At 44.8% G+C, this 20,680-nt stretch carries 19 protein-coding genes; 12 read left to right on the forward strand and 7 right to left on the reverse strand.

What is annotated here, in order from left to right; genetic code table 11:
* Window positions 1-61: 61 nt before the first annotated feature.
* Together topA and C3B73_RS02740 are read right to left on the reverse strand one after the other, a co-directional pair.
* Window positions 62-2,605 carry a type I DNA topoisomerase gene (topA, locus tag C3B73_RS02735; protein WP_103664104.1) on the reverse strand — a complete coding sequence of 848 codons (2,544 nt, stop codon included), beginning with the start codon at window positions 2,603-2,605 and terminating at the stop codon, window positions 62-64.
* Between the two features lie 12 nt (window positions 2,606-2,617).
* Entirely contained in the window at window positions 2,618-3,094 is a 477-nt protein-coding gene (locus C3B73_RS02740; protein ID WP_103664105.1) for a peroxiredoxin, read from the reverse strand.
* Between the two features lie 244 nt (window positions 3,095-3,338).
* Between C3B73_RS02740 and C3B73_RS02745 the strand changes: the two genes are divergently transcribed.
* The 3 genes from C3B73_RS02745 (at window position 3,339) to C3B73_RS02755 (ending at window position 6,067) form a co-directional block, all read left to right on the forward strand.
* A complete protein-coding gene (locus tag C3B73_RS02745) occupies window positions 3,339-5,297 on the forward strand; it encodes a T9SS type A sorting domain-containing protein (protein ID WP_103664106.1) in 1,959 nt (652 codons plus the stop codon).
* A 135-nt stretch (window positions 5,298-5,432) separates the two neighbouring features.
* Complete coding sequence (locus tag C3B73_RS02750) at window positions 5,433-5,672, forward strand: FitA-like ribbon-helix-helix domain-containing protein (protein ID WP_103664107.1); 240 nt, start codon at window positions 5,433-5,435, stop codon at window positions 5,670-5,672.
* Entirely contained in the window at window positions 5,669-6,067 is a 399-nt protein-coding gene (locus C3B73_RS02755; protein ID WP_103664108.1) for a type II toxin-antitoxin system VapC family toxin, read from the forward strand. The genes C3B73_RS02750 and C3B73_RS02755 overlap by 4 nt, the downstream gene beginning before the upstream one ends.
* Before the next feature lie 12 nt (window positions 6,068-6,079).
* Here the strand turns inward: C3B73_RS02755 and C3B73_RS02760 are convergent, their stop codons facing one another.
* Window positions 6,080-6,553 carry an NUDIX hydrolase gene (locus C3B73_RS02760; protein WP_232802953.1) on the reverse strand — a complete coding sequence of 158 codons (474 nt, stop codon included), beginning with the start codon at window positions 6,551-6,553 and terminating at the stop codon, window positions 6,080-6,082.
* 101 nt (window positions 6,554-6,654) lie between these two features.
* Here C3B73_RS02760 and C3B73_RS02765 point away from each other — a divergent pair, with 101 nt between their 5' ends.
* From C3B73_RS02765 to hemW, 5 genes are all read left to right on the forward strand, one after another.
* Window positions 6,655-7,836 (forward strand): phosphorylase family protein, encoded by a 1,182-nt coding sequence (locus C3B73_RS02765; RefSeq protein ID WP_103664110.1) that lies wholly within the window; start codon window positions 6,655-6,657, stop codon window positions 7,834-7,836.
* 133 nt (window positions 7,837-7,969) lie between these two features.
* The gene (locus C3B73_RS02770; protein WP_103664111.1) at window positions 7,970-9,094 is read left to right on the forward strand and encodes a 6-bladed beta-propeller; all 1,125 of its coding nucleotides are present in this window, start codon (window positions 7,970-7,972) and stop codon (window positions 9,092-9,094) included.
* A gap of 286 nt (window positions 9,095-9,380) precedes the next feature.
* A complete protein-coding gene (gene radC / locus C3B73_RS02775; RefSeq protein ID WP_103664112.1) occupies window positions 9,381-10,097 on the forward strand; it encodes a RadC family protein in 717 nt (238 codons plus the stop codon).
* 523 nt (window positions 10,098-10,620) lie between these two features.
* Window positions 10,621-11,163 carry a gamma carbonic anhydrase family protein gene (locus C3B73_RS02780; protein WP_103664113.1) on the forward strand — a complete coding sequence of 181 codons (543 nt, stop codon included), beginning with the start codon at window positions 10,621-10,623 and terminating at the stop codon, window positions 11,161-11,163.
* Window positions 11,164-11,216: 53 nt separating this feature from the next.
* Window positions 11,217-12,353 carry a radical SAM family heme chaperone HemW gene (hemW, locus tag C3B73_RS02785; protein WP_103664114.1) on the forward strand — a complete coding sequence of 379 codons (1,137 nt, stop codon included), beginning with the start codon at window positions 11,217-11,219 and terminating at the stop codon, window positions 12,351-12,353.
* A 4-nt stretch (window positions 12,354-12,357) separates the two neighbouring features.
* On the opposite strand, the gene C3B73_RS02790 is transcribed toward hemW, so the two are convergent.
* Window positions 12,358-13,722, reverse strand: a complete 1,365-nt coding sequence (locus C3B73_RS02790) for an HU family DNA-binding protein (RefSeq protein WP_103664115.1) — start codon at window positions 13,720-13,722, stop codon at window positions 12,358-12,360.
* The gene (locus C3B73_RS02795) at window positions 13,715-14,002 is read right to left on the reverse strand and encodes an HU family DNA-binding protein (protein ID WP_103664116.1); all 288 of its coding nucleotides are present in this window, start codon (window positions 14,000-14,002) and stop codon (window positions 13,715-13,717) included. Before C3B73_RS02795 ends, C3B73_RS02790 begins: the two co-directional genes overlap by 8 nt.
* A 164-nt stretch (window positions 14,003-14,166) precedes the next feature.
* Between C3B73_RS02795 and fahA the strand changes: the two genes are divergently transcribed.
* Entirely contained in the window at window positions 14,167-15,426 is a 1,260-nt protein-coding gene (fahA, locus tag C3B73_RS02800; RefSeq protein ID WP_103664117.1) for a fumarylacetoacetase, read from the forward strand.
* Window position 15,427: 1 nt separating this feature from the next.
* Here the strand turns inward: fahA and C3B73_RS02805 are convergent, their stop codons facing one another.
* Window positions 15,428-17,245 carry an MXAN_6640 family putative metalloprotease gene (locus tag C3B73_RS02805; protein WP_103664118.1) on the reverse strand — a complete coding sequence of 606 codons (1,818 nt, stop codon included), beginning with the start codon at window positions 17,243-17,245 and terminating at the stop codon, window positions 15,428-15,430.
* An 86-nt stretch (window positions 17,246-17,331) separates the two neighbouring features.
* Between C3B73_RS02805 and trhO the strand changes: the two genes are divergently transcribed.
* Window positions 17,332-18,282: an oxygen-dependent tRNA uridine(34) hydroxylase TrhO gene (trhO, locus tag C3B73_RS02810; protein WP_103664119.1), complete on the forward strand. Its 951-nt coding sequence runs from the start codon at window positions 17,332-17,334 to the stop codon at window positions 18,280-18,282.
* The gene (locus C3B73_RS02815; protein WP_232802955.1) at window positions 18,242-19,162 is read left to right on the forward strand and encodes an RluA family pseudouridine synthase; all 921 of its coding nucleotides are present in this window, start codon (window positions 18,242-18,244) and stop codon (window positions 19,160-19,162) included. The genes trhO and C3B73_RS02815 overlap by 41 nt, the downstream gene beginning before the upstream one ends.
* Window positions 19,163-19,225: 63 nt before the next feature.
* On the opposite strand, the gene C3B73_RS02820 is transcribed toward C3B73_RS02815, so the two are convergent.
* Window positions 19,226-20,059, reverse strand: coding sequence for an alpha/beta fold hydrolase (locus C3B73_RS02820; RefSeq protein WP_232802957.1), 834 nt, complete (start codon window positions 20,057-20,059; stop codon window positions 19,226-19,228).
* 43 nt (window positions 20,060-20,102) lie between these two features.
* Between C3B73_RS02820 and C3B73_RS02825 the strand changes: the two genes are divergently transcribed.
* Window positions 20,103-20,663, forward strand: a complete 561-nt coding sequence (locus tag C3B73_RS02825) for a ComEA family DNA-binding protein (protein ID WP_103664121.1) — start codon at window positions 20,103-20,105, stop codon at window positions 20,661-20,663.
* Window positions 20,664-20,680 lie beyond the last annotated feature (17 nt).

Here is a 20,680-nt window from a genome sequence, read left to right on the forward strand (position 1 = left end):
ATAAATCTACAAAAAAAATTATAAAGCCACCGACCAGCGAGTTCGGGGTGAACCGAACGTTCTACCCCTTTTCCTTGATCAGGTCGATCGCCTTAGACATGGTAAAGTCTTCCGGTGCTTCTCCCTTAGGCAAACTGATATTCTTTTTACCATGCTTGATGTATGGGCCATACCGGCCGGTCATCACTTTTATCGGCTTATCGGTATCGGGATGTTTACCCAGATCCTTGATCTCATTACTTCCTCGCCTCGACTGTTTTTTCTGAGCCAGTAACTCTACGGCGCGATCCAGTTCAATATCCAGTACACTGTCTGATTTTGGAATGGATTTGAACTTTCCATCATGCACCACATATGGGCCATACCGTCCTACTCCGGCTCTTACCACCTTGCCGTCTTCCGGATGCTCACCAAGCTTGCGAGGCAGTTTCAGTAACTCAAGCGCGAGGTCAAGATCCACGTCGGCCGGTTCCATTCCTTTCAGTAAGGATACTCTTTTTGGTTTTTTATTGTCTTCAGTTACTTCCCCGCGTTGCACATAGGGTCCGTATCTCCCTGACAGCAGAAAGATCGGATCTTCAGTTTCGGGATCATGCCCAATAGGCTTATCCTGCTCTTCAGAGATCTTGATCAGCTCTTCCAGTTTTTCAGAAGAGATGTCACTGGGATCCATATCATTCGGCAGAGACGTTGTGACTTCTTCACCATTTTTGGTCATCCGGGCATAAGGCCCAAAACGTCCCACTGCCACTTTGATCCCCTCCATACCTTCCAGAGGAAGATCCAGAAGTTTGGCTTCCTGCGGATCGATCTTGTCTTCCTGAGTATCCACTTTGGCTTTCAACCCATTGTCGCCGCTGTAATAATCTTCAAGGTATTTTACCGGGTCCTGTGTTCCTTCGGCCACGGCATCCAGCTTGTTTTCAAGTTCAGAGGTGAAATCACTGTCAACCAACTCAGGGAAATGTTTTTCTAACAGAGAGGATACTGCAAAAGCCGTAAAGGTTGGGATCAGCGTTTTACCCTCACTTTTGGCATACCCGCGATCCTGAATGGTACTTATAATGGATGCATAGGTACTTGGACGCCCTACGCCTCTTTTCTCCAGTTCCTTCACCAAAGTCGCTTCCGTATATCGGGCCGGTGGTTTGGTTTCATGACTCACAAAATTCAGGTCATCCAATCCGGTGCTGTCCCCTTCATTCATTTCAGGAAGAAAGTTTTCCTGATTTTCCAGAGCGGCTTCAGGATCATCGCTACCCTCAACATAAGCCCGGAAATACCCGGGGAACAAGATCTTTTTACCACCCGCTCTGAAGTCTGCATCGGTTCCATTATGGGAAGCACGGATCGTTACGTTGGTGAATTCCAGTTCCGCTTCTGCCATTTGCGTGGCAATAGTCCGTTTCCAGATCAGGTCATACAGTTTGAACTCCCTGCCGCTCAATCCGGCTTTATCCGGTTTTACAAAACGTGAGCCTGAGGGACGTATAGCTTCGTGAGCTTCCTGAGCTCCTTTTCCTTTCTTATTGTAATTCCGTACCCGCTCAAATAAATAGTCTTCACCGTACTCATCGGTCACCGCATCTCGGGCTGCCCCAATGGCCTGTCCGGAAAGTCGGGTAGAATCGGTACGCATGTAGGTGATAAATCCTTTTTCATACAGCTTCTGTGCTACACTCATGGTGTCGCGTGCTGAGAAACCGAATTTACGGTTAGCTTCCTGTTGAAGGGTTGAGGTAATAAATGGAGGGGCGGGATTTCGTTTCTGCGTTTTCACATCCACATTGATGACCGACCATTTGGCTTCTTTCAGGTCATCCACAAGGGCACTCGCTTTGTCCTCATCCAGTAAAACGACGGACTTTGGTTTTTTTAGCTTGCCGGTGTTTTCATCAAAGTCCTTACCGCTGGCCAGCCGTTTTTCATTGAGGTGCGTCAGGTCCGCATCAAATTTATAATCATCACCTTCTTTATGGAGCTGCGCTTTCAGGTCATAATAAGTGGCGCTTCTGAACTTCATTCGCTCACGTTCACGTTCCACCAAAAACTCAACCGCTACCGATTGTACACGTCCTGCAGAAAGACCCGGAGAGATCTTCTTCCATAACAATGGTGATACGGTATACCCTGCCAGGCGGTCTAATATTCGTCGTGTTTCCTGAGCATGCACCAGGTTCATGTCAATGTCGCGGGTATTCTCCAGCGCATTCATCACGGCTTCTTTGGTGATCTCCCGGAATGCCATTCTCTTAACCGGCACTTTGGGTTTCAGGATCTCCATCAGGTGCCATGAAATCGCCTCTCCTTCACGGTCCTCATCCGTTGCCAGTATCAATTCATCGGCATCTTTTAGCAATTTTTTGAGTTTGGTAACTACTTTCTTTTTGGAGGATGGGATCACATACAGGGGATCAAAACGGTCATCCACGTTGATCCCTAAATTTGACCAGCTCTCTTTTTTATACTTGGCCGGAATTTCCTTGGCCGAGGAAGGAAGATCACGAATGTGACCCATAGAGGAGTCCACCACATACCCTTTGGGCAGATACTTCTTAATAGTTTTAGTTTTTGTAGGAGACTCTACAATGACGAGACTTTTCATGTAAAAACAGGATTAATTCAATTCTTCGACCAGCTCTTTTAACTCTCCGGCGTGGTCTTTCGTATTCACTTTTTTGATAGTCCCCAAAATAGTACCATCTGTATCAATAACAAAGGCCGAACGTGAAGGGGCCTCATACTCTCTTCCGTACATCTTTTTCTGAACGATAGAATCTGTCGCTTCTGCAAATTTATAATCAGGATCAGATACCAGGGTAAAATCAATGCCTTGTTTTTCAGCATAGCGTTTATGTGACCCACAGGTATCTTTACTCACCGCCACCAGGTTATATCCCTTTTTGGTAAACCAGTCGGCATGATCCGCAAGGTCTTTGGTTTGGCGATCGCACCCGCCCGTATTATTTTTCATATACACCGATACAATGGTGGGCTTATCCAGCAGATCATTAAAATTGATCTCTTTCTCTTCTCCGTTTTGCACAGCTTTGACTGTAAAATCGAGCTTGGCTTTTTTTCCGGTTTCTAACATAGTCGATTGCGTTGATTTTCTTTGGTCTTTGGATGTGATAACTGAAAGTAAGAAGGGATTCGTTCGATTTCAGTTTTCTAACTACATAACAGCTTACTAAATAATTGAGCCGATCAATAATAACTTTTCGTATTCAAAGGTGTAAAATATTTTAAAGCTGCTTCTAACGTCAAGAATATATTGGCTTTAAACTTTAACGAAGTACTCAAGTGCTTTAAATCAACCTAAGTAAAAATATTAGATCATGAAAAAGAAGCTACTATTTATTACATCCTTCCTGATTTTGGTCACCGGCCTTAACAGTCCTTCAGTTCAGGCCCAACAGACCGACGATCAGATCTTTTATATAGAGGACAGTGGGGTAGGTTCCGTAAAACACCTTAAAAAATATGATATGGAGATAGACAGCTCCATTAACATCATTAATAATTCTGTTTCCTACCGTAATGGATATTATATCCCCAGCGAAGACAGTATGTTGCTGATCAATAATAAAACTATATACAAGTCAGATCGTGCATTCACAACCTTTCGTGAAGCTTACACATTAAACAACTCAGACAATGATATTTATACGGATATCGATCTGGATGGAAATTCCTTGTATGCCACAACCAGTAAACAGGTGCAGCGACTCGATCTTGCCAGCGGTGATATCTATACCGAGATCCAGAAAACAGATACCGGATATATGCTAAATGTCGACTATTCTGAAAGTGGAAAGATATTCTACGCAGAACAAAACGGTAGTACCGATCAACAGTTAGTGGTTAAAGACGGGGAAAACGATCCTGATACCTTGCATACCATCGATATATACACAAAGTACGAACACATAGAATCTGATGCTGCGGGTGAAAATGTTAATTTCGTACTGGATGGCTCTTACGATATTCAACTGATGCAACATGACCTGCTAAATGATACCACAATTGAATTATATAACAGTTCGGTGAATATCAATCAGATCACACTTGATGAAGCTAACGATCGGATTTTGATGCGCACTAATGAAGATAGAAATTCCATTTTTGAATTAGATCTGAGTGATGAAAATGCGGAACCGGTAGCAATAGTTACAGAAGACGTTAGAGTTTCCGGTTTTATACTGGATAGTGTTAATGATGCTCTGATATACAACGGAGGTGAACATGATCTGGCCACTAACACCTTTACATCCTTAACCTATCCATCATTTTTTGAACATGTGCTTGCCATGGATGCGCAACAGGAGTGGCTCTACCTGGTTACCAGAGGAGTAGAATCCCGGATCTTAAGAACTAATTTCGCCGGTGATGATGTGCAATTCATTAGGCCCTTTAATGTATCCGGTACCAGTTTCAGAAAAATGCGATTGGATCAAACCAACAATGATCTGTATCTGATCGATTCCAGAAGCCTATACAAAATAAATCTGGATGATGAACTTCCAGAGGAAAGATTACTTAGCCTCGATTACGGCAATTCGATTGTAGACTTTGACATCAATTACGAGGATAACCTGATCTATTACTACCTGGAAGAAGACGGTATTTATCAGTCTGACATGGACGGTAATAATTACACCCCTGTAACCACAGACGGTTACTACTACACGCGTGGAATAGCCTACAACCCTGATCTGAACAAGATCTACTTTAGCCGATCCACATGGATCGATCAGGTCAATACCGATGGCTCCCAGGTTGAACATCATCATGATGGTTTTAATGGTGTGATCACCCACATTCAGTATGACTCAGATCTGGAACAAATGGTTTATATTGATGAAAATTCCTGGGGAACGGATTACGTGCGTTACAGAAAAACTAATGAAACCGGTGGAACCAATTTATCCGGCATCTATTTTTCTGCACCATCCATCTCGGCTATTCAATTTATGATCAGTCCATCCGATGATATTGGTACTTCAAATGAGGAATTGATCACCGGAATCCCCCAGGCCACTCAGCTCAGTCAAAATTACCCGAATCCATTTAATCCTGTTACTGTCATCAAATACGAGATAGCAAGGCAGGCAGATGTATCACTTGATATATTTGACATGGCCGGGCGAAAGGTCAGAACCCTGGTTAACCAAACGCTTACACCGGGAACTTACGAAGCCACCTTTGATGCAAGTAACCTTGCCAGCGGAATGTACCTCTACCGACTTTCAGTTGGCTCAAATGTGATGACCAAAAAACTTACGCTGATAAAATAAGTTCAAGATTGAATTAGTAGCTAAACACTAAAACCTGTCGGTTTCTTACCGGCAGGTTTTTTTATTTGAACCGATTTGATTTGCAATACAATACCCCTGATGTTAGTTTCATAATACAACCAAAATGAAACCAACATGGCTAATATAACTGTAAAAAATATTCCAAAGCCGATCTATGAAAAGTTAAAGAAACAAGCTGCGGCTAGGCACCGCAGTATGAACAGTGAGATCATTGCTTGCCTTGAAAAGGCCGTTGAGCCAAACCGGGTAACGGATAATGAGATATTGTACCAGGCGCGATTGGCAAGAAAAATGGCACAGAAAGCATTGAATACTGAAGATATTCAGGATGCCATTGATAAAGGCCGTTCATGATCGTTGTGGACACTAATATCATAGCGCATTTCTGGCTTCCTTCCGATCAATCTGATCTTTGCGATCAATTATTTCAAAAGGAACCTCACTGGATCGCACCTCTACTTTGGCGCAGTGAATTTCGTAATGTAGTTTTGTTGTATCTCAGAAAAGATCTGATCTCCCTTTCACAGGCTATGCTTATTACTGAAAAGGCAGAGTCTCAAATGTTTGAACGTGAATATCATGTGCACTCAAACAGTATCCTTGAGTTAAGCAGCAGATCTTCCTGTTCAGCTTACGACTGTGAGTTTGTAAGCCTGGCCAAAGAGCTCAACATTCAATTAGTTACCCTGGATAAGCAGATTTTAAAAGATTTTTCCGGTATTTCTTCTCACCCTGAAGACTTTGTTTAAAAAGCTTCACGCTTATTCCTTGTCTCTTCTCCAAAGCAAGTACTTAGCCACAGCCGCTACCACCAGGGAATGATGTACTGTTCCTTCATGCACCAATTCCATAAAATTATCCAAAGGCATGGTATGAATATTGATGCGTTCATTCCCATCCAACTGTTGCTCCTGCACCTTTTGGCAGTTCTGAACTACGTATAAATGTGTATAGTTGGTCAGGAAAGCAGGATTCGAGCTAACCTTACCTAAATAACTCCAGGTATCACCCGCATATCCTGTTTCCTCAAGTAATTCCCGTCGAGCCGTTTCATCATGGGTTTCCCCCGCATCCACCATGCCACCCGGTAATTCCAGGGTTGGTTCTTCGATGCCATACCTGTACTGTTCCACCAACACGATCTCATTATCCGAAGTGAGTGGGATCACATTCATCCACTCAGGTGCTTCAACGATCGAAAACGTCGCTGAATGATCTTCGGACTCTAATTTCATGTCGCGACTTAAAAGTTTGAAGATATTCGTCGTATATTTGAGCTCTTCTTTCGTGGTGACCCACGGCTCAATCGAAAATTTAAAATCACGGGTATTCATAGATGTCAGACACGCTCAAATTAGTTAAAGATCAGTTTGCATCGGAGGCGGAACTTAAAAAAGCTATCGATAAAGCGTTGGATCTGATGGAGGATATTTATCGATCCGGCAAATATCCCAAGATGATCGTTGAGCGTACATGGAGTAAACACAACCCCGTCATCGATGGAGAGCTGGCCCAGCCTGAAGCCTATCGCTGGTACCTGAAACGGGAGATCGAACGACTGGTGACTCATGGTGCCACCGTTTTCATCAAGCCTTCCCGGGATGTTTTGCCTCTGCATGAGCCTGTCCTTTTTGATAACCTGGATGAGAACGACTGGAACATCACCCAAAAGAAGCTGTTCCTCTTCCGGGCAGAGCGGATCGATATCTCACTGGACCGACTACAGCACTACACGGGCACCAAACCCGAAGATTTTCAGCGCTACATTATGTTTACCAATTACGACATGCATGTGGACGTATTTCTGGAGATGTTTCCCAATTGTACGAAACCTGCTCGTGAAGGCGTACAAATGCCGGCCTATCACCACAAGATGGATAACAACTCCGGCGTAACCCTGGTCAATATCGGTGTGGGGCCTTCCAATGCAAAAACCATAACCGACCATGTTGGCGTACTCAGGCCCGATGCCATGGTCATGGTGGGACATTGCGGTGGACTCCGAAATCACCAGGATATCGGAGATTTTGTGTTAGCCAACGGGTACTACCGGGCGGATCAGGTTCTGGATGATCTGTTTCCGATCGGTATTCCGATATCACCAAATTACATTCTGAACCGATACATGCAGGAAGTGTTGGATCAGAACCACATGACACACCGTATTGGCACGGTGTACACCACCGCCAACCGAAACTGGGAATTTTCTAAAGCTAAGACGGTTGAGGAAATTCACATGAGCCGAAGTGTGGCCGTTGATATGGAATCAGCCACGGTAGCCACCAACGGGTTTCGATACAGAATTCCACACGCCACTCTGCTTTGTGTAAGTGACAAACCGCTTCACGGCAAACCCAAGTTATCCGGAGCAGCCCAGTCCTTCTACCAGAACTCCAAAGAGATGCACCTCAAGATGGTGATCGATGCGCTCCAAATGGTGAAGGATAATTATCCCGAAGGTTTACCGAACTCCAGTATCCGTGCCTTTAATGAACCACTGATGGGCGGCCCCGAGTAAGGAATGGCGATCTCAAACACTCAATATTGGACATTCAATATTGGGTGGTCATTAGTTATATATATATATATATATATATTCGATATTTGCATAAACCTTCAATTCATCAACTCTTTAATTTCTGGCCGTCCTATTGAAACCATTTATTTTACTATTCTCCCTGATACTGTTCATAAGCTGCAATTCTAAAAAACAGAATGATACAAATTCATTAAAAGAACTCTCCTTTAGTAAGGAGCTGCTTGTCGATGCTGATCACCCCGATATCTTGATTGGTGACTTTTCAGGAATGGCTGTTGACGATGAGGATCAAATTTATATAGCTGACACCCGGCTCCAACAAATACACAAATTTTCGCCTGAAGGAAATTACTTAGTTTCTATTGGGCGTGAGGGCAAAGGGCCAGGAGAGTTTGATGGCCTAAATCCCGCAATAAAAGTTCATGAAAATCGGCTTTTCGTACTGCAAAATAATGCCAGGAAAATTGATGTTTTTGATGCTCAAACCAATAAATACTTATCTACTATTAGCATCGAAAATATAAAGATAAATAGTAAACCCATCGGAACACCACGTAACATCTTCCCTTCAGAGAATGGAAATGTGTTAGTATCATTTGTAGACCCATATTTCTTCAAGCCTGAAGAAGGTGAGGCTCAAAAATTTGTCACTCTATCAGAAGTTGATCTACATGGTAGATTCACCAATGAAAAGCTTTTACAGATTCCCATCCTCTTTCCGACCAATAACAGGCTGGTTTATATGGAAGACAACAGTATTAATATTTTTACAGCCGATATGTATCCTGATCTGAAGATCAGTTCTAATGAAGGAAAGATCGTTATAGCTAAAAGTGACTCTCTTCACTTTTCAGAATACGATTTAGCTGGATCAAGGATCTCTGATTTTAAAGACCAAAACTCCCTGATTCCGTTCACTAATGTTGACCTTGATAGTTTAAGCAATAGTAGGGGTGATAAGATCATAAAAGCTATTAACAGTACGGGCAAACCATCCTATTGGCCTGCTTTTGAAGAATTTACAGTAGATCAGGACGGCCGGTACTGGATTAAACAACATGATCCCTGGAGTGATACGCAACCATGGCTGATCATTGATAAAAGCAGTGATGCTAAATGGACCGTCAATCTGCCTTCCGATATCAAACTTTATCCCGGAGTTCGCGGCAGTGCTTACGCCATTCATGAATCACCCAATGGTTTAGCTTCTGTTTATCGATATACCTTTGAGTTTTAGATTTAAACCTAATATCACCCCATCCCCGGTCATTCCCGCAAAGGCGGGAATCCAAATACCTGCCATGGAATCAACTTTTGATTCCTCCTCACATTATTAAATCTCAGGCCAACCAATCAGCATGGTTAAGCATTCGCCGTGAGATGATTTTGCTTCGGTTAGCGTAAGGGCGTATCGCATACGCCCTTACTGCACAACTACCTACTAGTTTTTATCTGAAAGAAAAAAATTTGTAAGGATTTCCTTTTTCATCGCTCTCACTGTAAAAGAAAACAAACTGAGAGATATGACAAACCAAGAATCCTTTTCCGTTGAACACTTCCATAACCGCACCGTCAAAGAGATGCTGCCCGATGAACAGCCCCGTGAAAAACTCATGAACTACGGGGCCGACTCCCTGTCCGATGCTGAACTCCTCGCCATTCTGATCCGTACGGGAACCAAAAAGCTCAATGTGATCGATACGGCCAAAGCCCTGCTAACACAGTTCGGTGGCTTGCACAATCTGGTTCGGAAAGACTGGAAATCCTTGAAAGTGATCCCCGGTATCGCCAAAGTAAAGGCCATAACCCTGGAAGCTTCTTTCGAGTTGGCTCGCCGACTGCAAGTTGCGGCGCTCGGTGAGGAGATACGGATCACCTCGCCCGAAGACGTCAATGCTTATTTTGCCCCCAAACTCCGGCACCTTACAAAAGAAACTTTCATCGTCGGTTTTCTGGATAATGCCAAAAAACTGATGGGATTTTCCAGGATCAGCAATGGCGGGAAAACAGCCACTATCGTAGATACAGCCGAAGTGATGCGGCAGGCCGTGCTGAACGAAGCCAACTCCATCATCCTCATCCACAATCACCCCTCAGGACACAATAAAGCCTCCACAGCCGATATCCAGCTCACCAAACGTATCGCAGAATGCGGCAAACTCTTCGGCATCCCGGTGGATGACCATGTCATCATTGCCGGTTATAATTTTGTGAGTTTGAGAAGCGAGGGGCTTTTTTGAATATCCAAAACTCAACACGGAATATTCAATATCCAGGTAATAACTTGGCCATTCCTGTAGATGTCAGGTAATTCGAGGACAGTATATTAAACATGTTCTTGTACGACCCTGAAGGGGTCACTTACGAATAGCCTCGGCCAATGAAATGCAGTAGCATTGAAGCAGGCCTGGGTTAGAAATATGAATACACAAAGCTTCGCCCATAAGGTGATTTAGTCTATACCGTTTAACGAAGCTTGGGCAACGAACTTTTTAGTGGCTTTGGTGCCCGCATGCCCCAACCCTGCGATAGCCATGTGATATTATGGCACCTTTCGTTGCTTGGGTTTTTACTATTTCGGGGATGTACCCCAGGGTTGCACCCGCTTACGCGTATTTACCCCGGGCTATTCATATGTGACCCCTTCAGGGTCTTCATCTTAACCAACATTGTCCTCGAATTACCTGACATCTACAATTCCGTGATGGATATTGGTTATTGGATATTCATACCTTAGGTAAAATTCAACAAACCACCGTTCCCATGATCCACGAATTCTTAGGCCGAACTCCTCAGTACAATGATTCCGTTTTTATTGCAGGTAATGCCGAGATCATCGGAGATGTTACACTTGGTAATGAAAGCAGTGTGTGGTTCAATGTTACCATTCGTGGAGATGTCAACTATATCAAGATCGGTGATCGCAGTAATGTTCAGGATAACGTCTGCATTCATGTGATGAATCAGACCGGACCCACCAACATTGGGAATGAGGTTACGATCGGTCACGGAGCCGTGGTACATGGGTGCACCATCAATGATCGCGTATTGGTGGGGATCAATGCAACAATTCTCGATAAAGCCGTCATTGAATCGGATGTGATCGTTGCTGCAGGCACGCTGGTTCCACCCGGAAAAACTTTAGAAAGTGGCTATTTGTACATGGGTTCCCCGGCTACAAAAGCCCGCAAACTTTCTTTAGAGGAGATCGCCTCTATAAAAAAATATGCCTCCAACTACGTAAAATACTCCCGTGCCTATCAGGGCAAAGACCAATACGACCAAAACCCATTCTACACTAAATAATTTTTACTTTTAAGTGCTTACTCAGCACTTAAAACAAGCACCCAAAAACTCCCATGGCAGGTCTTTACATACACATCCCCTTTTGCAAGCAAGCCTGTTCATACTGCGATTTCTATTTCGTGACACAGCAAAAGTATAAACAGGAGTTCGTGGATGAATTGATCCGTGAGATCTACTCCCATAAAGATACCCGTTTTACCACAGACCCAATTCAAACGATCTATTTTGGGGGAGGCACTCCCTCACTCCTAACTCCGGCCCAGACTGGATCCATCCTCGAAGCCATATATTCTGTGTTTGATGTTCAGGCCGAAGAGATCACCCTTGAAATGAATCCGGATGATGTGACCCGCGATTTTCTATCGGGAGTAAAAAGCGCCGGCATCGATCGTGCAAGTATGGGAGTTCAGAGTTTCGATACCGATCTTCTGAACTTTATGCATCGGGCACATACCTCAGGAGAAGCCCTCCGCTGCCTGGAGTTACTACAATCCTCTGATTTCAACGTCTTCACCGTAGATCTGATCTACGGCAATCCGGGGCAATCCCTTGAGGTTTTGGAAAAGGATATTGAAACCATCCTTCAGTTTGATCCTCCCCATATCTCAGCGTACTCGCTCACCGTGGAGCCCCAAACCAGGCTTGGTAAACAGGTTAAATTAGGGCGGATCGTCCCGCCTGAAGATGATAAGGTCGCCCGGCATTTTGATCTGGTGGTCAATAAGCTGAAGGAGGCCGGCATCATGCAATATGAAGTGAGCAACTATGCAAAACCTGGCAAGGAGGCGATTCACAACTCAAACTATTGGGATCATGTGAACTACCTGGGGCTGGGCCCGGGAGCACATTCTTTTTGGTGGGAGGAAGATCTGAAAACAGCTCATAGGTGGAGTAACAAACCGGACCTCAGGTCTTATTTAAAACAGGAATGGGAACAGCCTTTCGAACAGGAAACTTTAAACATGCAAGCACTGGCTGAGGAACGGTTAATGCTTGGCCTGCGAACCCGAAAGGGCGTTGCGAGTGAAGAACTCAAAAGTCGGTATCAGTTCTCATTTTCAGAAGAACAGCTTCAGTATATCGATCGGTTAAGTGACGAGGGAAAAGCCATTTTTGATCAAAACCTCAGACTCACAACAAAAGGTTTAAAGATCGCAGACACGATCCTATTAGACATTCTGACCAAATAAGAGTTCAGGCACCCATCTTCTCCCACATGCGGGCAAATTTTTCATACTCGTCAGCCTTCTCGGACTTTCCTGCCTTTTTATACGCTTCTGCCACCATTTTTGTGGCTGCTGCCAGATCCTTGTAATCATTACTGGTAGGGTTATCTGCCGATCCTTCCATAGCCGGCACGCTGATGTTAGTCAGTTTTAAAAGGCTGTCAGGATCTTCATTAACCGAATGATTTTCCATGAATAACAATGGCCAGAATCGGGGTTTTCCGTACAGTTTTTCTGATATCACCCAATACCATTCTCCCTGCTGCACCTCATATCTTTTATTTACTGATCGTTCCTCATTTGTATCTGAAACCTGATTGGACGGTTCATCAGCGGACACCTTTTCAGAAACTGGATTTTCTTCTGTTTCTGCGGGTCTGATACTCTGTTCGCTTTGTTGTGCTCTGAGTCTTTCTGCTTGCTGGGTCAGGGCTTTGATCCGTTTTTCAAGTTCATCTGCTTCACTCTTAATGGATTCATAAGTTCTCAATGATACCTTCTGCCCGACTTCACTACCCTGAGCTACAGCACCGGTCTGAATATTGTTTTGTGAACCGTTTACAGCCTGCTTTTTTTCTCCCGAACCGTTATCCACCAGGAACCAAACGGTGGTGATGGCAATGACCGTCAGCATTAATACGGCCATTATCGATAGTACATTGGTATAGTTTCGCTCACTCCCATCAGATGCATCTGAATCGGTCACTGCATGCTCAGGTTCCACATCCTCTTCAGCTTCATCTGACTCGACATCATCTTCAGGCTCTGTTTCACCGGTATTGGTATCTCCCTCAGTTTGCTCAGGTGTATCATCTTCGATCTCATTCTCTATCTGATCGTCTGATTTCTCATCATCTCCCGATGCTTCCTCTTTTGCATCCGGATCGGTTGAAATCGCAAACACATCATCCGCCTGCTCTTCTTCAGGATACTCAGGTTCTGTAGTTTCATTGGGCTGAGTATCCTGTGTTAGATCCGTGGTACTTTCATCGGTCTGCTTCCCCTCTTCTTCTTCATTGATCAGCTCACTTTCCAGGTGACCATATTTTGCATTCACATTCTCACGAAGTGATTTATATGGTGAAAAAGAAACCCTTTTATGCGCGGGAATAACGATGGGATCGCCTGTCTGCGGGTTTTTACCTTGGCGCTCGGCAACTTCTTTAACCTTAAAACTCCCGAAATTAGTGATCGAGGCTTTTCCGGATTCCCGTAATTCGTCTTTAACCTGATTTAGCAGGGCCTTTACAAAAGCCTCGCTTTTTTGCTTACTGAAACCGGTTTTTGAAGACAGTGCATTGACGATATCGGAATAGGTGACTTTTTTATTCATCGCTATCCCGGTTTATTTCGTCTTTCAGGGTGCTGCTTTGGCTGAAATGAACCACATTTTTAGGCGGGATAAGCATCATCTGCTCATAATGGGGGTTGTATGATTTGTGCGCATCCCGTAGTTCCGTACTGAAACTGCCCACGCCCGGCAGGGTAAAACCCACGTTATTGGAAAGCAGTGTATTCATCCCATTCACAAAGGAATCATACAACTGTTCCGTTTCGGCAATGGTCAGATCCAGTTCCTTGGATATCGACTTAAGCACCTCCGATTTTGTCATAAAACAAATCCTTAGTTTGTACCAACGTTCTACTGAATAAATGTTAAAAGAACAAAATATGCAATTTTCGCTGATATTCTGCTATTCCGCATTATTTAAGATTTTGGGATACATTAAGGTTTGTTATCATTGCATGAAATTATAAATATCTAAGAAACCCGGGTATGCTCAGATCTTTCATAGACGTCGATCCTGACTCACATTTTCCAATTCAAAACCTGCCATATGGGGCATTCATCACGGATCAGGGGGAGATCCACCTCTGTACTGCTATTGGTGATCGGGTGTCAGATCTGTTCGTTCTGGATGAAGAGGGCCTGTTCAACGGACCTGAACTAAGCGGACAAATGGCCTTTCAGGATTCGTCCCTCAATTACTTTATGAGCTTGGGAAAAGCAGCCTGGAACGAAGCCCGAAGCACCCTCCAATCTTTGCTATCAGCTGATGAGCCCACACTCAGAGATAATGAAATGTTGAAAGACCGGGTGTTTTTCAAGCAAAGTGAGATTCAACTCGTTTTTCCGGTCGAAGTGGGTGACTATACTGATTTCTACTCATCTGAACAGCATGCCCGAAACGTGGGAGCTATGTTTCGGGATCCTGAGAATGCCCTCTTACCAAACTGGAAACACCTGCCCGTTGCCTACCACGGAAGAGCCAGTTCCATAGTTATGAGCGGTACCGATGTCCACCGCCCAAAAGGACAAATACTGCCTGATGGCGGCTCATCACCGAAATTCTCACCCACCAAACGGGTTGATTTTGAATTGGAGGTCGGCTTCCTGGCCGGTCCTGAAAATACACTCGGGCAGCCCATCCCAATCGATAAAGCTGCCGATCATATCTTTGGCTTGGTTTTAATAAATGACTGGAGTGCGCGGGATATCCAAAAATGGGAATATCAGCCTCTTGGCCCTTTTCTCGCCAAGAATTGGGCTACGTCGGTTTCCCCCTGGGTGGTCACTTTACAAGCTCTTGAGCCTTTTAAAACTAAAGCACCCCGGCAAGATCCATCCCCATTAGCCTACCTGAATTCAGATCAGAGGTCTGCCTACGACCTTCAGCTTGACGTTCACCTTAAAACGGCCCAAATGGCTCAGCCTTATAAGATCTGTATGTCTAATTACAAGAATCTCTATTGGAGTATGGAACAGCAGCTGGCTCATCATACCGTTAATGGTTGTAATATCAGAACCGGCGATCTGTTTGGCTCAGGCACTATCAGCGGAGATGAAAAGCACAGTTACGGAAGCATGCTGGAACTGGCATGGATGGGGACTGACCCCATTATACTGCCCAACGGTGAGGAACGAAGCTATCTTGAAGATGGAGATGAGGTGATCATGAGCGGCTTTGGTCAGGCAGATGGATATCGAGTCGGTTTTGGGGAAGTCCGTGGAAAAGTATTACCGCCTTACTCCTGAACTATTTGATGTACATCATTTTTTTAGTGAACACTTCCCCATCGATCCTGAGCCGATAGATATACATACCTGAGCTCAATCCTTCAGCATTGAAGGTGTATTCATAAGGCCTGCTTCTTGGATTTAATGTTTCATTGGCCAGTGTCTGAACCTTTCTGCCCATGATATCAAACACTTCAAGATTCACAAAAGCTGACTGTGGGAGTTCAAAACTGATTTTAGTAGAGGGGTTGAAGGGATTCGGGTAGTTTTGAAAAACTGCGATCTGTTCCGGGATATCCCCGTACTCCGGATCGCGAATATCGACAACCTGCCCGGTCTTGCCAAATTGAATACTCAGATCTCGAGTTGTAAGTGCATTGCTGTAGTTGGCGATCACCAGGCCTAACCGATCGATATCGGCCCAGTTGACCTGTGAGGGCACAAAAAGCTGTGCTTTATTTTCGCCGGTTGCGATCAGGTCGGTCATTCTACCATCTTTATGATAAAAAAGAAGGCCAACCCCAACCTGAGTGGTATCAAAATCGACCGCTACTTCTATGGTGCCCATATCTCCGGGGGATGGAATGACCTCGTAATAACGCGCAGCCATGCGGCTTACACTGTTCAGGTTCACACTGCTTTCCGGAACGGAGTTAAAGGTCGCCTCCAGATTAGAATTCGGGTACTCCTCTTTTTCCCTAAAACCGTAGGAATCTGTTCCTGTCCGAGAGCCTGAGGCTAGGTGCCACAAATGATTTTGAACAAAGCTCTCACTGAAATCTTCTTCCTGAGCGGGAAGGATTCGACGCAGGGCATCATCAATACTGAGGTTATTCTCCGATTCAATCTCCTGCCACACTTCGTGCCAAACCGTGGAGCCGAATTTCTCATAATAATAGATCATCCAGCTTACGTGCCAGTAAGCTCCCGGTGTACCGGAGCCCGGGGAGAAGAATATCGAACTTGAATTAGGGTTATCAGAATTGATCCCATTTTTGATGTAATTGTAATAATCGTTTACATCATCATAAACGACTTCTTCCATGAGTGTAGCGTCCATCTCAGACCAGTTAAACGCTCCCGACGGTGATGACCAGTTATTCTGTGCGTATTGAATAGCATGCTTGAATTCATGTGCCATGGTTACATAGATGGCTCCGATCTGATCTCCATCCGGATGGGTGTTTTCAGGAAATCCATCAAAATTTGATTCAATGACAATGAAGGTTCCCCCCGGCGAAGTGGAGGAAGTATTTGTTAACCCATACGCCCCACCCGACAGGTCATCTTCCACACGCACCTTGTACGTTTGTCCCGGAGGAATGGGATCTGTAAACCCAATGGTCAATACCTCATGGCGATACGATGAGTCGGCCGCTTCCGCCACATGATCGATATAATCCGGTACTCCGTTTCCATCATCATCGGTAATTGACACGGAATCGGGGCCCGAGGTTTGGTAAATGATCTCAAATTTACCGGAAGGTGAGATGTAAGACTCTTCGGCCATGGTAGAATTCTGTGACTCAACCAGTCCTAGGCTCTGCGCTTTGGCCAGGATATCGCTATCCAGTTCATCCCGGTGCTGATGCAAAAACATGGTGGCCGGTGTGAGACATTTGTTGATGGCATGCGTATTTGAAACGGGTCGCTCCAGCAATTCTAATTGCTGCAGTGCTGCTGATCGCACATCCAATTCTCCCCTCTCAAACGATGACTGCACCGATAACAAGGTTTCCTGTACCGGCCGGACCTGAGCCAACAGAATTCCCGGGATAAACAGGATGCACAAAAACGCTCTCTTGAATCTTTTATTTATAAATCCGGACTTATGCATTGTTTGTATTTTGCTTAACTTTCAGGTTCGCCCAAATGATGAACGTCAAGACCTGACACTTCTTATACTTATAATTTAAGAGAAAAATGTATCAAGTAATACTCTACTACAACTTCCAGAAGATCGATGAGCCGGACAGGTTCTGCAAAGCCCATAAAAAATTCTGTAAAGAGATCGGTTTAAAAGGCCGCATTTATATTTCTGAAGAGGGACTGAATGGAACGGCCGCAGGAACCGAACAACAGATCGAGGAATACAAGAATTTTGTGTGGTCCATACCCGGTTTTTCTGATACAGCTTTCAAACAGGATGAATGTGAGTACATACCCTTTCCGCGGCTGACCTGCAAAGTACGTGAAGAGATCGTTTCTCTGCACATGGACGGTGTGGATCCCAAAAACGGAGGAAATTACCTGGAACCGAAAGAATGGCGACGCGTGATCGAAGAAGAAGATCATGTTATGATCGATGTGCGTAACAATTATGAATCAAAAGTTGGCCATTTTGAAGGCGCCATCAAACCGGACCTTGAGAATTTCTATGACTTCCCGCAATGGCTGGATGATGCGGATATCCCGAAGAACAAAAAAGTACTGATGTACTGCACCGGTGGTATTCGATGTGAAAAATTCTCCGTATTAATGAAAGAGAAAGGCTGGGAAGACGTGAATCAGCTGCATGGCGGCATTTTACGATATGGCAAGCAAGAAGGCGGTAAGCATTTTAAAGGAAAATGCTTTGTATTTGATGACCGGTTGGTTGTGCCTGTTAATCCTCAGGACCTGGAGCCTATCGCACGTTGTGAGATCACCGGAAAGCCGGCTGACACCTACATCAACTGTGCAAACATGGAGTGCAACAAGCTTTTTGTGTGCTCTGAAGAAGGTGCCCATCAAATGGAAGGCTGCTGCAGCGAAGAATGTAAGGAAAGTGAATACAAGCGCCCTTTCGACCCTGAAAATGCTTTCAAACCATTCCGAAAATGGTACAATTATTTTGGAGAAGATTTCAAGGAACGACCCGTTGGATGCGCGTAAGATCCGCATTGTATCCCCCTATCCTATAACCTATCGTTTTAAGGTAAACGAGGAGTTTCACGGAAAAACCCTGCTTGAGACGATGAGCACGCGGTTCCCTTTTCACGGAAGGCAGGTTTGGGAAGATAAGATCAACAACGGCCTGGTTGGGGTGAACGGAGAACATACCGACCCCGAACAGCTCCTCAAGCGACAGGATGAAGTGTATCATCACAATCCAAAGGTTGTTGAGCCAACCGTGCCTGATGAAGTACTGGTGCTTGAAACTCAACCCGATTACTTGATCGCCTATAAACCGGCCCCCCTGCCTATGCATCCCGGAGGACGGTACAATAAAAATTCCATGACAGAGATCCTGAAAGATCAGGGGTATGGCGACCTGAGAATTGTACATCGGCTGGATGCGGTTACTTCCGGTCTCGTCCTATTTGCCCGCAATAAAGAATTTGCAAAGCAGGCGATGCTTAACTTCAGCCGATCTGAAGTCCGGAAAACCTATTATGCCAAAGTTGCGGGAACACCCAAGCAACGCACCATGACGATCGATGCCCCCATTCGGCGTAAAACAGGCTTTGTGTTTGAATCCAAACTGGGCTTAACCCGGGCTAAAGAAGCCATCACTGAATTTGAGGTCGTTGAAAAAAGCACAGATTCTTCCATCATAAAGTGCCACCCAAAAACAGGGCGTACCCATCAGATACGCCTGCACCTGGAGCAGTGGGGCTACCCCATCATTGACGATCCGATATATGGCCTGAATGGAGACAAAAGTAGTCAAACCGCTCAAAAGAAAGCCATAAGTTTACTGAATGCGGGCCTGGAGATCGAGTCACTCGGGATCAAAGCTGAGCTGGATATTCCGGATAATTGGAGAGAATAAGGTGTTAGATGCAAGGTGTTAGGTGTTAGAGTGCACTTGCACCTTGAACCTAACACCTAAAACCTATTTAAAAAACGCCTCCGCTATTCTGGCAAACTGTTTGGGTTTATCGAGGAAGGCATAGTGGCCGGCATCTTCAATAATAACCAAAGCCGCATGCTCAATACCCTTTTCAATACGCTGACCCTGGTAGACCGGAGTGGCATCGTCATTACGTCCCCAGATCAACAGCACCTCGTGTGGTATATCAGGCAGGCATGGCTCCAGGTATTCGGTCACGGATCTCACAAAGGTCTCCCTCATCACCCCGGATAATTCGCTGTATTCGCTTGAACCGAGGCTTTTCCAGAGCGATGTGCTTCTCAGCCAGCTCAAGGCTTTTTCTCTTAGGCTTCCGGGAAGAACCATGAATGGAGCCTTTAGTGTTTTAGCCGTATATTTTCTGAAGTAAAATTTCATGGATCGTTTTGGTTTCATCCCGGCTCCACCCGTGATCAACACCTTATCGACATGGCTTTTTCCAAATTCACGAGACAGTAGTTTCAGGACGATCCTGCCGCCAAAGGAATGCACCAACAGATCCACTTTTTCATATGGGAGATCATTAATAAAAGCCTCAACCGCGTCGGCATAATCATCGATCGACCAACCGCGATCCGGTTCGGGAGATTCTCCAAAACCGGGAAGGTCCAGTACGTAGCTTTTCCGTAAGCGTGAAAGGTGTTTAGCTACCGGCATCATCACACGCTTACTACTCCCCCAGCCGTGCAGTACCACCAAAGGTTTGCCATCCCCAATGGTTTGATAGATGATAGATTGGTCGCCGTAATTAAAAGTGTGATTTTCTGCCATGATCTGAATTTTGCCAAACTTCACACTTCCTGCAGACTGAAACAAGAATATTATTGAGTTTTTCCTTCCTCAAACTCATATTACTCAGATGAAGCTCAATAATTTCAAAAGAAAGGCCTTTTTCTGGATCGACAAGTTACAGATCACGCGAAAAGAGCGTGTTTCTTTCACCATATTGCTGTTTATTTTGAGCCTGATGTTTCTGAGTTCATTCTTCATCAAACAAAAATTGAATTATCAGCAGGAGGAGTATGATGAGATCCTTGCTCTGTTTGAAGAACGAACCAAATTAGCCGAGCAGGAACAGGCCGCCATTGCCGAAAAATATAATCCTGATTTTACAGTTAGTAACGATGAAAATACCGATACTGAACCGGCTGTGACTCAATCGGCGGCCTCAGAACCGATGGATTCGGAAGAGACTCCCGGGCAGGAGATCGAACCGGTTCCTGAGATCATTAATATTAACACAGCCGGACTTGAAGAACTTCAAACCCTGGATGGAATTGGTCCCGCTTACGCCGGCAGGATCATTGAATACCGAGAGTCGAATGGTGGATTCAAGACTATTGAGGAACTCATAAACATAAAGGGCATTGGTGAAAAACGACTGGAAGCCATCCGCCCGTATGTAACTTTAGAGCCATAAAAGAGGTTAGACAACAG

Source organism: Gracilimonas amylolytica (assembly GCF_002911695.1).
In the GTDB taxonomy this organism is placed as follows: Bacteria; Bacteroidota; Rhodothermia; order Balneolales; family Balneolaceae; genus Gracilimonas; species Gracilimonas amylolytica.

Excerpts from the sequence above, each read along its gene's own strand:
- topA (WP_103664104.1), bottom strand. The coding sequence starts at position 2,605 with ATGAAAAGTCTCGTCATTGTAGAGTCTCCTACAAAAACTAAAACTATT.
- C3B73_RS02740 (WP_103664105.1), bottom strand. The coding sequence starts at position 3,094 with ATGTTAGAAACCGGAAAAAAAGCCAAGCTCGATTTTACAGTCAAAGCT.
- C3B73_RS02745 (WP_103664106.1), top strand. The coding sequence starts at position 3,339 with ATGAAAAAGAAGCTACTATTTATTACATCCTTCCTGATTTTGGTCACC.
- C3B73_RS02750 (WP_103664107.1), top strand. The coding sequence starts at position 5,433 with ATGGCTAATATAACTGTAAAAAATATTCCAAAGCCGATCTATGAAAAG.
- C3B73_RS02755 (WP_103664108.1), top strand. The coding sequence starts at position 5,669 with ATGATCGTTGTGGACACTAATATCATAGCGCATTTCTGGCTTCCTTCC.
- C3B73_RS02760 (WP_232802953.1), bottom strand. The coding sequence starts at position 6,553 with ATGAAATTAGAGTCCGAAGATCATTCAGCGACGTTTTCGATCGTTGAA.
- C3B73_RS02765 (WP_103664110.1), top strand. The coding sequence starts at position 6,655 with ATGTCAGACACGCTCAAATTAGTTAAAGATCAGTTTGCATCGGAGGCG.
- radC (WP_103664112.1), top strand. The coding sequence starts at position 9,381 with ATGACAAACCAAGAATCCTTTTCCGTTGAACACTTCCATAACCGCACC.
- C3B73_RS02780 (WP_103664113.1), top strand. The coding sequence starts at position 10,621 with ATGATCCACGAATTCTTAGGCCGAACTCCTCAGTACAATGATTCCGTT.
- hemW (WP_103664114.1), top strand. The coding sequence starts at position 11,217 with ATGGCAGGTCTTTACATACACATCCCCTTTTGCAAGCAAGCCTGTTCA.
- C3B73_RS02790 (WP_103664115.1), bottom strand. The coding sequence starts at position 13,722 with ATGAATAAAAAAGTCACCTATTCCGATATCGTCAATGCACTGTCTTCA.
- C3B73_RS02795 (WP_103664116.1), bottom strand. The coding sequence starts at position 14,002 with ATGACAAAATCGGAGGTGCTTAAGTCGATATCCAAGGAACTGGATCTG.
- fahA (WP_103664117.1), top strand. The coding sequence starts at position 14,167 with ATGCTCAGATCTTTCATAGACGTCGATCCTGACTCACATTTTCCAATT.
- C3B73_RS02805 (WP_103664118.1), bottom strand. The coding sequence starts at position 17,245 with ATGCATAAGTCCGGATTTATAAATAAAAGATTCAAGAGAGCGTTTTTG.
- trhO (WP_103664119.1), top strand. The coding sequence starts at position 17,332 with ATGTATCAAGTAATACTCTACTACAACTTCCAGAAGATCGATGAGCCG.
- C3B73_RS02825 (WP_103664121.1), top strand. The coding sequence starts at position 20,103 with ATGAAGCTCAATAATTTCAAAAGAAAGGCCTTTTTCTGGATCGACAAG.